Annotated in this window: 11 protein-coding genes; 1 reads left to right on the top strand and 10 read right to left on the bottom strand. The window is 64.7% G+C overall.

Features of this window, described 5'->3' with window-relative positions; all coding sequences use genetic code 11:
- Nucleotides 1-7: 7 nt before the first annotated feature.
- The 4 genes from AC0L2U_RS11040 to AC0L2U_RS11025 form a co-directional block, all read right to left on the bottom strand.
- A complete protein-coding gene (locus tag AC0L2U_RS11040) occupies nt 8-820 on the bottom strand; it encodes an ABC transporter permease (protein WP_128289938.1) in 813 nt (270 codons plus the stop codon).
- Nucleotides 820-1,683, bottom strand: a complete 864-nt coding sequence (locus AC0L2U_RS11035) for an ABC transporter permease (RefSeq protein WP_127808751.1) — start codon at nt 1,681-1,683, stop codon at nt 820-822. The genes AC0L2U_RS11040 and AC0L2U_RS11035 overlap by 1 nt, the downstream gene beginning before the upstream one ends.
- Before the next feature lie 64 nt (nt 1,684-1,747).
- Nucleotides 1,748-2,911 (bottom strand): ABC transporter substrate-binding protein, encoded by a 1,164-nt coding sequence (locus AC0L2U_RS11030; protein ID WP_127808750.1) that lies wholly within the window; start codon nt 2,909-2,911, stop codon nt 1,748-1,750.
- Nucleotides 2,892-4,028 (bottom strand): ABC transporter ATP-binding protein, encoded by a 1,137-nt coding sequence (locus AC0L2U_RS11025; RefSeq protein ID WP_473601904.1) that lies wholly within the window; start codon nt 4,026-4,028, stop codon nt 2,892-2,894. The genes AC0L2U_RS11030 and AC0L2U_RS11025 overlap by 20 nt, the downstream gene beginning before the upstream one ends.
- 114 nt (nt 4,029-4,142) lie before the next feature.
- Here AC0L2U_RS11025 and AC0L2U_RS11020 point away from each other — a divergent pair, with 114 nt between their 5' ends.
- Nucleotides 4,143-4,958 carry a helix-turn-helix transcriptional regulator gene (locus tag AC0L2U_RS11020; protein ID WP_127396853.1) on the top strand — a complete coding sequence of 272 codons (816 nt, stop codon included), beginning with the start codon at nt 4,143-4,145 and terminating at the stop codon, nt 4,956-4,958.
- On the opposite strand, the gene AC0L2U_RS11015 is transcribed toward AC0L2U_RS11020, so the two are convergent.
- From AC0L2U_RS11015 to AC0L2U_RS10990, 6 genes are all read right to left on the bottom strand, one after another.
- Nucleotides 4,955-7,021: a 3-hydroxyacyl-CoA dehydrogenase NAD-binding domain-containing protein gene (locus AC0L2U_RS11015; RefSeq protein ID WP_473601902.1), complete on the bottom strand. Its 2,067-nt coding sequence runs from the start codon at nt 7,019-7,021 to the stop codon at nt 4,955-4,957. The genes AC0L2U_RS11020 and AC0L2U_RS11015 overlap by 4 nt on opposite strands.
- Nucleotides 7,022-7,147: 126 nt before the next feature.
- Complete coding sequence (locus AC0L2U_RS11010) at nt 7,148-8,095, bottom strand: ABC transporter permease (RefSeq protein WP_127397918.1); 948 nt, start codon at nt 8,093-8,095, stop codon at nt 7,148-7,150.
- A 3-nt stretch (nt 8,096-8,098) separates the two neighbouring features.
- Nucleotides 8,099-9,079, bottom strand: a complete 981-nt coding sequence (locus AC0L2U_RS11005) for an ABC transporter permease (RefSeq protein ID WP_189367944.1) — start codon at nt 9,077-9,079, stop codon at nt 8,099-8,101.
- A gap of 1 nt (nt 9,080) precedes the next feature.
- Complete coding sequence (locus tag AC0L2U_RS11000; RefSeq protein WP_127808744.1) at nt 9,081-10,550, bottom strand: sugar ABC transporter ATP-binding protein; 1,470 nt, start codon at nt 10,548-10,550, stop codon at nt 9,081-9,083.
- 49 nt (nt 10,551-10,599) lie between these two features.
- Nucleotides 10,600-11,613, bottom strand: a complete 1,014-nt coding sequence (locus AC0L2U_RS10995) for an ABC transporter substrate-binding protein (RefSeq protein WP_023811211.1) — start codon at nt 11,611-11,613, stop codon at nt 10,600-10,602.
- A 96-nt stretch (nt 11,614-11,709) separates the two neighbouring features.
- Nucleotides 11,710-12,600, bottom strand: a complete 891-nt coding sequence (locus tag AC0L2U_RS10990; protein ID WP_127808743.1) for an SMP-30/gluconolactonase/LRE family protein — start codon at nt 12,598-12,600, stop codon at nt 11,710-11,712.
- Nucleotides 12,601-12,852: the final 252 nt, after the last annotated feature.

Raw genomic sequence — 12,852 nt, 5'->3', positions numbered from 1 at the left:
GCGACTTTCAGTTCGACGGCTTGCGCTGGCGCAATTGCCATTGGGCAAGCACCACAAGCAGCACGGAAGCGACGAGCACGATCGTCGCGATGGCGTTGATCTCCGGCGTCACGCCGCGCCGGATCGACGCGAAGACATAGATCGGCAGCGTCGTCTGCGCCCCGGCGACGAAGAAGGCCACAATGAAATCGTCGAAGGAGAAGGTGAAGGCGAGCAGGAAACCGGCAACGACGGCCGGCATGATCTGCGGCAGCACGATCGAGCGGAACGTCGTCAATGGCGTCGCGTAGAGATCGCTCGACGCCTCGACCAGATTGCGGTCGAGGCTGCCGAGACGCGTGCCGACGATCATCGTCACCAGCGCCATGGAGAACAGGCCGTGCGCCGCGATGATCGAGCCGTAGCCGAGCGCCAGGCGCGGCGGCTGGTCGTCGGGCCAGATCGAGGCGAGGAACGGATTGACGACCGTGAACAGCTGGACGAGCGCGACCAGTGTCGAAATGCCGATGACGACGCCCGGAACGACGATCGCGGCGCCCAGAAGCGCATCGAAGACCGCGCGTGTTCTGATGCCGACGCGAGCCAGGCCGAGTGCTGCCGCCGTGCCGCACAACGCCGCCAGCAAGGCGCTGGTGGTGGCGATGAACAGGCTGTTCTTCAGCGCTTCGACCAGGAACGGGTTCGCCAGCGCCTTGCCGTACCATTGCACCGAAAAGCCGGTGAACTCGCTGGCATGGTGGCCGGCGTTGAAGGAGAACAGCACGACCAGTGCGATCGGCAGATAGAGGAAGGCGAACACCAGAATGACGAAGGCGCGCATCAGATCAAATCCACCCGGCGCGCGCCCGAAACCCGGGTCGAAATGCGGTTGGCGGCAATCAGCACCACCACCGAGACCAGCACCAGCGTGATCGCGATGGCCGATCCGAACGGCCAGTTGCGCGACTGCAGGAACAGGTCGACCAGCGCATTGCCGATAAAGAACACCTTGCCGCCGCCAAGCAGCGTCGGGATCAGATATTCGCCCAACAGCAGGATCATCACCAGCGAGAAGCCGGTCATCACGCCCGGCAGCGACAGTTTCAGGGTCACGCCGAGGAAGGTCGAGAGCGGCGTCGCGCCGAGATCGGCGGAGGCTTCCAGCAGCCGGCGGTCGAGCCGCTCAAGGCTGACATAGATCGGCAGGATCATCAGCGGCAGGTAGCCATAGACGATGCCGAGCAGCACCGCGCCCGGCGTGTTGATCAGCCTGATATCCTCGAAACCGATATAGGACAGCAGAGCCGGGATGCCGCGCCCGCCCAGGATATACATCCAGGCATAGGTCCGCATCAAAAGGCTGGTCCAGAACGGAATGACGACCAGCGCCAGCAGGATCAGCCGCCAGCGCTGCGGTGCGCGCAGAGCGAGATAATAAGCAACGGGATAAGCGACGAGCAGACAGGCGAGCGCCCCTATCGGCGCCAGCACCATCGTGTTCCAGAAGGCAGCCGCCCGCGCAGGAAGATTGGCATATTGCGCGAAGGTAAAAGCCGCTTGATAGCCGCCTTCCGGCGCCCGTTCGCCGACGCTGAACACCGCGATGGCAATGAATGGAAGCACCAGAAACACCACCAGCCACGCGGTCGCCGGACCGAGCAGCAAAGCGGTCGTGAGGTTGTAACGAAATCTATTGCCGCGCATTGAAAACCGCCCCGATACCGGCGGACATATGCCCGCCGGTCAATTGTCCGCGCCAGACCGCCGCTCAGGCCGACTTGAAGCGCGCCATCAGTTCGGCGCGGCCGGGATCGGTCAGCGTTGCCGCCGCGCCGAATTCCAGCGGCGTCAACAGGTCGGCCGCCGGATAGAGGATCGGATTGTCGAGCACTTCCTTGGGCAGCAGCTTGTTGACCCGCGCATCGGTCGACGGCGCACCATTGGCCAAATGCTCCTTCACCGCCACCTGCGGATTCATCAGGTAGTTGAGCAGGGCGTAGCCGGCCGGCTTGTTCGGCGCATCTTTCGGAATGGCGTAGAAATCGGTCCAGATCTCGCCGCCTTCCTTGCCCAGCACATAGGCGATCTCGGGAATGTCGCGATGCAACTGCGCGCCATCGTTCGTCCAGCACATCGTCATCCAGGCGTCGCCGGCGCGCATGCCCGGCTGGTAGTCGGAGGAGACCGCGAAGAGATGCGGCTTGACCTTGAGCAGCAGTTCCTCCGCCTTGGCGAGCTCTTCTTGCTTGAGCGAGTTGAACGAATAGCCGTAATATTTCAGCGCATTGCCGATCGTGGTCAGCTGGTAGTCGTGCACCATGGTGCGGCTGTCGCCTTCGGCCATGGCGGTATCCCAGAACTCCTTCCAGGTGGTCATCGGCTGGGTCAGCTTCTTGGTGTTGACGGCAAAGCCGGTGGTGCCCCAGTTCTTCGGCACGGCGTAGGTCACCGCATCGATCGTGCCTTCCCCGGTGAAGCGGGGATCTTGCTGCGAGCCGTCGAAATTCGGCAGCTTCGCCATCTCCAGCGGCTCGATGATGCCGAGCTTCTTATAGGTCGAGATCGTGTAGTTGGTCGGCACGAACAGGCTCCAGCCCGAGGCGCCGGCCTGCAGCTTGGCCAGCATCTCCTCGTTGGAGCCGAACACGTTGACCTCGACGGCGACGCCGGTGTCCTTCTTGAAATTCTCGAACGTCGCCGGGTCATGGTAGTTCGGCCAGGTGGCGATCGACATGCGGTCGCCAAGGCTTTCGGCGGCAAAGGCCGGTGTCGGCATGATGCCGATCTCGCGCGCCATTACCGCCGTGGCAATGCCAAGGCCGGTGAGGCCGAGGAAGTCGCGGCGGCCGATCGAGCCGCGCTTCAAACGCATCAGCTGGTCGACAAAGTTCCCGGGGCTTATCGGCAGTCCGTCACGATATGATTTCGACATGTTTATCTACCCTCTGGTTGGTCCCGTTGTTCTTGGTCTCCGGAAATGCCAGCGGCGTTCCGGAGGCAAAGCCGATGGCGACGGGTTCACCCGGCTTGAAGAGATTGCCGTGGCCGATCAGGTGATCGGCCCTGGCCAGCAGCGTTCCGATGCCCTGGACCTCGATCGCGTATTCCGCTGTCGAGCCGAGGAAAATTCGGTTGCGGACGATGCCCTTGAATGGACCGCTTGTCTGGGCACCAAGACTGAGCGATTCAGGACGAAGGCTGACCGAAACGGCCTCACCTTGCTGCAGGGCGGTGCGCTTGCGCGCTGCAATGACGGTGCCATCGGCAAGCGCCACCTCCACCAGATCGCCCGAATGTCCGGCGACGGTGCCGCTCAGCAGGTTTGTCTTGCCGACGAAATCGGCGACGAACAGGTCGGCCGGTTCGTCATAGATCTCGCTCGGCTGCCCGAGCTGGACGATGCGGCCGCCGTTCATGACGCAGACGAAATCGCTCATCGACAGCGCTTCCTCCTGGTCGTGCGTGACCAGCACGAAGGTGATGCCGATCTCGCGCTGCAGGTTCTGCAGCTCGATCTGCATGTCGGTGCGCAGCTTCTTGTCGAGCGCAGCCAGCGGCTCGTCGAGCAAGAGCACCGCCGGCTTGTTGACCAGGGCTCGTGCCAGCGCCACACGCTGCTGCTGGCCGCCCGACAGTTCATGGATCTTGCGGCGGCCATAGCCGGCGAGCCGCACCATTTCGAGCGCCTCGCCCGCTCTTGAGGCGATCTTGCGCGAAGACAGCCTTGGTCGCGCCTGGCGCAGCCCGTAGGCGACATTGTCCTCGACATCGAGATGCGGAAACAGCGCGTATTGCTGGAACACCATGTTGACCGGCCGCCGGTAGGGCGGCGTGCCGGCCATGTCCTGGCCGCGAATGAACACCTGGCCTTCGCTCGGCTGTTCGAAGCCGCCGATCATGCGCAGGCAGGTGGTCTTGCCGCAGCCGGACGGCCCGAGCAACGCGACAAAGGCGGAGGGCGGGACAGCGAGATCGATGCCGCTTACCGCGGTCACCGCGCCATAGCGCTTGGTGACGCCGCGAAACTCGATGTCGGGCACTGCGGTCAAGGCTGATGGCTCCAGCAACAGGGCAATATCGGGACGCTACCAGAGCCAATGGCGGCTAGTATATACCTCTGAGGTGGTATATCTGATCTATTTTCTCGTTTAAGGGGGTATGGATTGTCCCGCAGCGACGAATACAGCCAGCTCGCCACGCTCGTCGCGGCGACGCGGGAGACCAGTGGCGACCTGTTCGGCAATGCGCTGGTCGATTGGCTGCGGCTCCATGTCGGCTTCGACCACTGCGTGGTGTTCGGCTATCGCGGCGCGGCGCGCCCGCCGCTGCTGTTCGAAACCTTCTCGCCGGCCGAAAGCCACGTCTTCGTCGCGCTCTATCAGGAGGGACCCTATCTGCTCGACCCGTTCCATCATGCTGCGGTCGAGCGCAAGGAAGGCTTCTGGCGCATGCGCGAACTGGCGCCGGACCGCTTCTATGCCAGCGAGTATTTCCGCTCCTACTACAGCCAGACCAGGCTGGCCGAGGAGGTCGGCTTCTTCGTGCCGTTGCCGGGCAAGGATGCGCTGGTGCTCTCACTGATGCGGCTGCGCGCTTCAGGCCCGTTCGGCACCGCCGATGCCAGATTGCTGCGCGACATGGCGCCGGCGGTGATCAGCTTCGCCAGGCTGCGCTGGCCTATCCTTCCGGCCGATGAACCGGCAGAAGCGCAGCAGGACGAGACGACCACTCCGGTCAACGAGTTCGACCGCGCCCACATCTGGCAGAGCCTGTCGCTGACGCCGCGCGAAAAACATGTCGTCGACCTGGTGCTGCAGGGGCATTCGACGGAATCGATCGCCAGGGCAATGCGCATCGTGCCGGGCACCGTGAAGGTCCATCGCCGCAACATCTACCGCAAGCTCAAGATCAAGTCGCAGGCCGGCCTGTTCGCACGTTTCGTCGAGATCATCGACGCGCGGATCCGGCAGGACCCCTAACCGCCGGCTTCCCACGATCCGGTCTCGGCCATCTGCTTCAGCAGCGGCGCCGGCTTGAACACGTCCTTGCCTGTCCGTTGATGCCAGTACTCGAGCCGCTCGATGATCCTGGCCGGGCCTTCAAGGCCAGCCCAGAACAGCGGTCCGCCCTTGCCGATGGGAAAGCCGTAGCCATTGACCCAGACGACATCGATGTCGGACGCACGGGCCGCTATGCCTTCCTCAAGGATCTTGGCGCCCTCGTTGACCAGGGGGTAAAGCGTGCGCTCGATGATTTCCTCCGCACTGATCGCGCGCGGCACGATGCCCTTCTCGGCGGCCTTGTCGCAGATCAGCGCTTCAACCTCGGGATCCGGCACTGGTGTACGCGCGCCAGCCTCGTAAAGGTAAAAACCCCGGCCGGTCTTCTGGCCGAAACGCCCCTGTTCGCACAGCGTGTCGGCGATCACGGCCGACAGGCCACGCGCCTTGCGGTTGCGCCAGCCAATGTCGAGACCGGCGAGATCGCCCATCTGGAAAGGCCCCATCGGCCAGCCGAAATCGGTGAATACCTGGTCGATCTGGCTGGGCGTCGCGCCTTCCAGAAGAAGCGCTTCCGATTCCGAGCCACGCGCGGCCAGCATGCGGTTGCCGACGAAGCCGTGGCAGACGCCGACGACAACGGCCACCTTGCCGATCCGCCGCGCCAGGTCGACGACGGTCGCCAGCGCATCGGGCGCGGTCTTGTCGGCGCGCACGATCTCCAGGAGCTTCATGACATTGGCCGGCGAGAAGAAATGCAGGCCGAGCACATCCTGCGGCCGCGAGGTCGAAGCGGCGATTTCGTTGATGTCGAGATAGGAGGTGTTGGTGGCGAGGATCGCGCCCGGTTTGGCCACGGCATCGAGCTTGCCGAACACCTCCTTCTTGACCGCCATGTCTTCGAACACCGCCTCGACGATCAGGTCGCAATCGGCGAGATCGGCATAGTCGGTGGAACCCTTGAACTGGGCGAGCCGCTCGCGCTTGGCGCCTTCGCTGAGCGAACCGCGCGTGACGGACACCGAGTAGTTCCTGTCGATCGTCGCCAAGCCGCGCTGCAGGGCCTCGTGGCTGGATTCCAGCAAGGTTACGGGATAGCCGCCATTGGCGAAAGCCATGGCGATGCCGCCGCCCATCGTGCCGGCGCCGATGACGCCGACGCGGGCAATCCGGCGCTTGACGGTGTCCTTGCCCGGAAGCTTTGCCGCCTCACGTTCGGCGAAGAACAAATGACGCTGCGCCCGCGACTGATCGCTGCCGACCAGCTTGACGAACAGCGCACGTTCCGCCGCCAGTGCCGCATCGAAGGGCAGCGTGACGGCATTGCGCACCGACAGCGCACAGGCGATCGGCGCCTCGAGCCCGCGCGCCTTCCTGGCGAGGTCCGCAGCCTCGGCGTCGAAAGCCGCGAGGTCGGTCTCCTTGAGCCCCTCATCGCGATCACGCACTGGCGTGAAGGGGCCACCCTTGCGTGCAATTTCCCTGGCGAAGTTCACGGCATGCGTCGTCAGATCGCCGTCGAAGACGGCATCGACGAGACCGGCTTCATGCGCCTCGGTCGCACCGATCGGCGTACCGGAGACGATCATCTTCAGCGCCTTCACCGCGCCGACCAGGCGCGGCAGCCGCACCGTGCCGCCGCCCCCCGGCAGCAGGCCGAGCTTCACCTCCGGCAGGCCGAGCTTGGCGCCGGCATCGGCAACGCGGAAATGGCATCCGAGCGCCAGCTCCAGCCCGCCGCCGAGCGCGGTGCCGTGGATGGCGGCCACCGTCGGCTTGGCGATGGTCTCCAGCACAGCCACGATGGCGCGTAGCTCGGGCTGCTGCATCGGCTTGCCGAATTCGGTGATGTCGGCGCCGGCGACAAAGGTCCGGCCGGCGCATGCAATGACGATGGCGGCAACCGAAGCATCGTCGCGCAGCTCAACCAGCGCCTGCATCAGCGGTTCGCGAACATGGAAGCTCAGCGCGTTGACCGGCGGGTTGTCGATAATGACGACGGCGACGTCGCCATCACGGTGGATCCTGAGGAAATCGGACACGCAAACCTCCCAGCGCTATTCAGCGGCCGTGGCCGCGCGAACGGGATTTACAGCGCCATGACGTCGAAGGGAACCGGATGTCGGCCTGGCACAATGATTACAGGCCTGGGACGACGAAGGCGGAGCCTACCGCGGCGCCTTCTGCCCGCCCGCCGCCGTGATCACCCCGACAATGATCAGCCCCGTGAGCAGCAATCGCACCCCGGCACTCACCCCAAACGTGTTGAGCATGGTCAAAAGCAGCACCAGGAACAGCGCCGCGCCCCAGACCCCGGGCACATTGGCCTTGCCGCCGGCGACCGACGTGCCGCCGATGACGACGACGGCAATCGAGGCCAGCAGATACTCATTGCCGATATCGACATTGGCCCCCCGGAAATAGCCGGCCAGCAGCGCGCCGTCCATGCCGCCGAGCGCGCCCGACAGCGTGTAGGTGAGGAAACGAATTCGGCCGACACTGACGCCGGCGAGCCAGGCGGCGCGGATATTCTGGCCGATCGCCAGCACCGAGCGGCCATAGATCATGCGCTGCAGGGCGACCGCCGCACCGATGGTGAACAGCACGGTGAGGATCGCCAGCACCGGAATGCCGAGTATCTGCCAGTTGGCGAAATCGGCGAAGCCCGGCGGCGGTTTGATCTGCAAGCCGCGTCCGTAGCTGATGTCGATCGACTGGATGATGAAGCTGGCCGACAAAGTGGCTATGATCGGTGGGATGCGCAGCGCCCAGATCAGCAGGTAGTTGGCGGCGCCGATCGCCGCCCCGCAGGCAAGCGCCGCCAGCAGCCCGACCGCGATCATGGAATCATTGCCGTCCATCACTTTCATCGCGACGGCGCTGGCAAGGCCGATATTGGCCGGCAGCGACAGGTCGACATTGCCCGGGCCGAGTGTGATGACGAACATCTGGCCGACGCCGACAATGACGGTGAACACCGCCAGCGACAGGGCCGCCGTCACCATGCCGCCGGCGCCATAACCGCCGGTGAAGGCGATGGTCGCCAGCCACACCAGAAGCGCGCCAATGAACGACCAGATCCAGGGTTTGGCGAGCAGCGATTTCACCGATGTCATCGCTCACCTCTCCTTGCGGCTGATCAGCACCCGCGCCGCCAGCACGATGATGAGGATGGCGCCGTTGGCGGCAACCTGCCAATCGGGTGGAATGTGCATGAAGGTGAGCAGTGGCGAGGCCGCCAGCGCCAGCGTCAGCGCGCCGATCACAGCACCTATCGGCGACACCCGGCCGCCGACGAATTCGCCGCCGCCGAGGATGACGCCGGCGATGGCCAGCAGCGTGTAGCCGTTGCCGATATTGGCGTCGGCCGAGGTGGTGATGCCGATCAGCGCCATGCCGGACAGCACGCCGAACAGGCCGGCGAGCGCAAACAGCACGATCTTGGTTCGGAGCAGCGACCAGCCGGCGCGGCCAAGCGCCGCCGGATTGCCGCCCGAGCCGCGCAGGATCACGCCATAGGAAGTGCGCATCAGGCCGAAATGAACGATGACGCCGATGAGCAGCGCGGCGATGATCGGGAACGGAATGAAGGGCGGCTTGAACGCCATCAGCCCAAGCAGCCAGTCCGGCGCCTTGCCGCCCGGTTTGGGCAGGACGAGAATGGCCAGCCCCTGCCAGACGAAGCTCATGCCGAGCGTCACCACGATGGACGGCAGATTGCGCAGATGGATAAGCGCGCCGAGCAGCGCATAGATGCCGATTGATCCGAGCAGGATGGCGGCGCCGATGAGTGGCGCGTCCTTCAGCCAGGTCGCCGTGACGCAGCCGACGAAGCCGACGAAGGTGCCTATCGACAGGTCGAGCTCGTTTCCGGCAATGACGAACATCTGCGCGATCGTCGCCAGCGCGATCGGGATCGCCAGGTTGAGCATCAGGCTGAAGCCGAAATAGCTGATGGCGCGCGGGTTGAGCCAGGCGATGGCGAGCAGCACCAGCGCCAGCGACAGCGCCGGCAGCAGCCCGCGCAACAGACGGGCACGGGCCAGTGCGCCTCGCTCGGCGGACGTCCTGGCGGCGGTGTCGAGGCTGGCGGCCGTCATCTCAGGCCGCATCGCCGAATGAGGACTGGATGATCTTCTCTTCGGTCAACTCGTTGCGGCGCAGATTGGCGACGATGCGGCCGTTCTTGAAGACATAGATGTGATCGCAATTGTCGAGCTCTTCGGTTTCCGTGGTGTACCAGAGGAAGGTGCGGCCTCGGGCAGCCTCTTCGCGCACGAGGCCGTAGACCTCCAGTTTGGTGCCGATATCGACGCCGCGCATCGGATCGTCCATCAGCACGATCTGCGCATCCGAGCCGAGCGCGCGGGCAAACAGCGCCTTCTGCTGGTTGCCGCCCGACAGCGAGAAAATGTTGTTGTTCATATCGGGCGTGCGGATGCCGATCTTCTTCTGCCAGAATGCAGCGAGTTCGGCCTCGCGCTGCGGCGAGATCAGCAGCCCGCTGCGCAGCCGCGCCAGCGAGCGGATGCCGATGTTCTCAGCGATCGACCATTGCGGAAAGATGCCGTCCGACTGGCGGTCGCCGGCGACCAGCGCCACCGGCGCCGTCACCTCGATGCCTGCCTTGGCGCGCGATGCCGCGCTAAAGATCGCCAGCAGCAGGTCGGTCTGGCCGTGTCCCGCCAGACCGGCAAGGCCGATGATCTCCCCGGCGCAGGCGACAAGGTCGGTGCCGTCCTTCTGCGCGGCGGGCCGCGCCCGGACCCGTAGCGGACTGGCGCCGGGCTTGGCGGCAGCGATTTGCGCCGCGATCTTCTGGCGCGCTTCCGCTCCGCCCATCGCCGTCACCAGCCGGTCGCGGTCGAAGGCACTGGCGGCGTCGGCGACAACCACCTTGCCGTCGCGCATCACCACGATGCGATCGGCGTTGCGCAGCACCTCACCCAGCACATGCGAGATCAGGATGCAGCTTTTGCCGCCGGCAACGAAGCGGCGGACGAAGGCCAGCAGCTGGCCCGCCGTATGCGCATCGAGCGACGATGTCGGCTCGTCGAGGATGACGAGGTCGAGCCGATCCTGAGTGACGGTGAAGGCGCGCGCCACTTCCACCATCTGGCGCCGGCCGATCGACAGGTCGCCGACAATATCGGACGCCGAAATGCTGTGGCCCGGAAAGATCTCGTCGAGCTTGGCGGCGATCAGATCCGCCGCCTTGCGCCGCCAGCCGAAGCCGCGCAGCGACGCGTGGTTGATGCGCGTGTTCTCGGCGACGCTGAGATTGGGGCACAGCGACAGTTCCTGGAAGACGCAGCGTATGCCGAGTTGCTGCGCGCGCGACACCGAGTAGTTGTCCTCGGTGTCGCCATGCACGCCGATCTGCCCACTGTCGGGCACCAGCGTGCCCGCCACCATGTGCATCAGCGTCGATTTGCCGGCGCCATTGTGGCCGACGAGACCAACGCATTCGCCGGGGCCGACATGGAAATCCACGCCGCCCAGTGCGCGAACGGCGCCGAAATGCTTTTCGGCGCCGTTCAGTCTGATGATGTCAGCGTTCCCTTCAGGCATGCTCAACGATATCCGCTCGATGATCCGGAGGGCAACGCTTGTTCAAGGCTCACTTGATGTTGGCTTTGATGGCCGCGATCGCGTCTTCCTGCGTGTATTCGTGGCTGGCGACGCCGCCCTTGGGGATCTTCGGCAGCTCGGCCTCGAAATCGTCCTGTGTGAAGGCCAGATACGGCACCAGCAGATCGTGCGGAATGTCGGTGCGGCCGTCGAGCACCTGCTGCGCCACCCAGAAGGCGAGCGACGACACGCCGGGCGCGATCGAAGCCGACCAGGTCTGGTAGCCGTCCTTGTCCTTCTGCTCCTTCCACCACTGCAGCTCGTCCTGGCGGTTGCCCATGATGATGGTCGGGCGCGGCTTGCCGGCGGCGGCGAAGGCCTGGGCCGCCCCGTAACCGTCACCGCCCTGGTCGACGACGCCTACGATGTCGGGCAGCGACGGCAGGATGGTCGCAACCGCCTTCTGCGCCGTCGTCTGGTCCCAGTCGCCGGTCACCGAACCGACGATCTTGAACTCGGGATGGGCGGCGACGCCTTCGAGGATGCCGGCATGGATGGCATCGTCGATCGAGGTCCCGGCAAGCCCACGGATTTCCAGAAGATTGCCGCCCTTGGGCTGGAACTTGGCCATCTGCTCGATTTCCTGCTTGCCCATGTCCTTGAAGTCGACGACGACACGGTAGGCGCAAGGTTCGGTCACGGTGCCGTCGAAGGAGACGACGACGATGCCGGCATCGCAGGCCTGTTTGATGGCGCCGTTGAGTGCATCCGGCGAGGCCGCGTTGATGACGATCGCGTCATAGCCCTGCAGGATCAGGTTCTGCACCTGTGCTGCCTGCGTCGGCACCTCCTTGTCGGCGGTGGTGAAGATGTCGGCCGCGCCGACGATCTTGTCGGCGACCGCCTTCTTGGTGACGATGCCATAGCTGTCGAGCATCGCCTGCCGCCAGGAATTGCCGGCATAATTGTTGGAAAAGGCAATCTTCTTGCCGCTGGTGTCGGCCAGCGCCGTGCCCGAGGCGAGCATTGCCGCCAAGGCTCCCAGAACGAACAGTTTCTTCATGTCGTTATCCTCCCAGATGTGTTGACTGCTGCATTCCCACCGGCTTTGACCCCGGCCTCACTCCCAACTCTGATTTGAGCACGGATTGTCGCGAGCTCAAAACAGTCTCAATCCCGGCACGCGCACCCTGAGCCGGTACAGCGACGTCGACGCGGTGATGTAGAGGCTTTGCAAATCGTCGTCGCCGAAAGTAAAATTCGCGCAATCTTCAGGTGTCCGGATGACGCCAAGAATGGCGCCCGACGCGTCGAAAATGTGGATGCCGCCGGGTCCGGTGCAGTAAAGATTGCCGCGGCTGTCGATCTTCATGCCGTCGGGCGCCCCCGGCCCCTCGCCCTCGGTCACTGCCCACACCGCGCCGCCATCGAGGTCGCCATTGGCTTCGACGCCGAACACCCTGATATGCCCGCGTTCGGTGTCGTTGATGAACAGCCGCGACTCGTCCAGCGAAAAGCAAAGCCCGTTCGGCTGCCCGAAATCGTCGGCCAGCAATGTCAGCCGGGCGCCGTCGCCATCGATGCGGTAGACGCCTTGGAACGGCAGGTCCTGTGGCCGTGGCACGCCATAGAATTCCCTCCGGCCATAGCCCGGATCGGTGAAGTAGATCGATCCGCCGGTGGCAACGACGATGTCGTTCGGGCTGTTGAGCTGCTTGCCCTGATGGTGCGTGGCAAGCACCGTCGCGCCGCCGTTGGGCTCGGCGCGGGTCACCCGGCTTGTTGCGTGCTCGCAGGTGACCAGCCGCCCCTGGCGGTCCAGCGTGTTGCCATTGGCCTTGTGGCTCGGCGCGCGGAACAGCTCGATCTCGCCTTCGGCACTGCGGCGATAGATCCGACTTTCCGGAATGTCGGAGAAGACCAGCCATTTCTCATAGGGGTGCCAGACCGGCCCTTCGAGGAAGCCGAAGCCGCTCGCCACCGTCTCAATGGTCGCATCGCCGACGACATCGTCGAAGCCGGAATGGCGCGCACGCGCCGACACCGACATCATCGGCTCCCGGCGCGAACAGCCGTGCTACTCCGCATGGTGACAAATGGCATGAGCGCTTCCCGATATAGGCTTCTTGTTGGGGCAGAGCGTAGGCGCGGTGCCGACGAGCCGATACGGGTCAAAGCGCACCGGCCCCATTTGGGTTTGGACATAGGGGCGGGGGGATAACGCAAGGGGTTGGGAGCCGGGGGGAAAAGGGCGGGGGCAGGGGTAAAAGGCGGGGGTTGGGCAGCCCGCCGGGATTGGGTT

The organism is Mesorhizobium sp. WSM4808 (assembly GCF_055811675.1).
The sequence above is the reverse complement of the archived record's forward strand: the minus strand, read 5'-3'. Positions and strand labels throughout refer to the sequence as shown.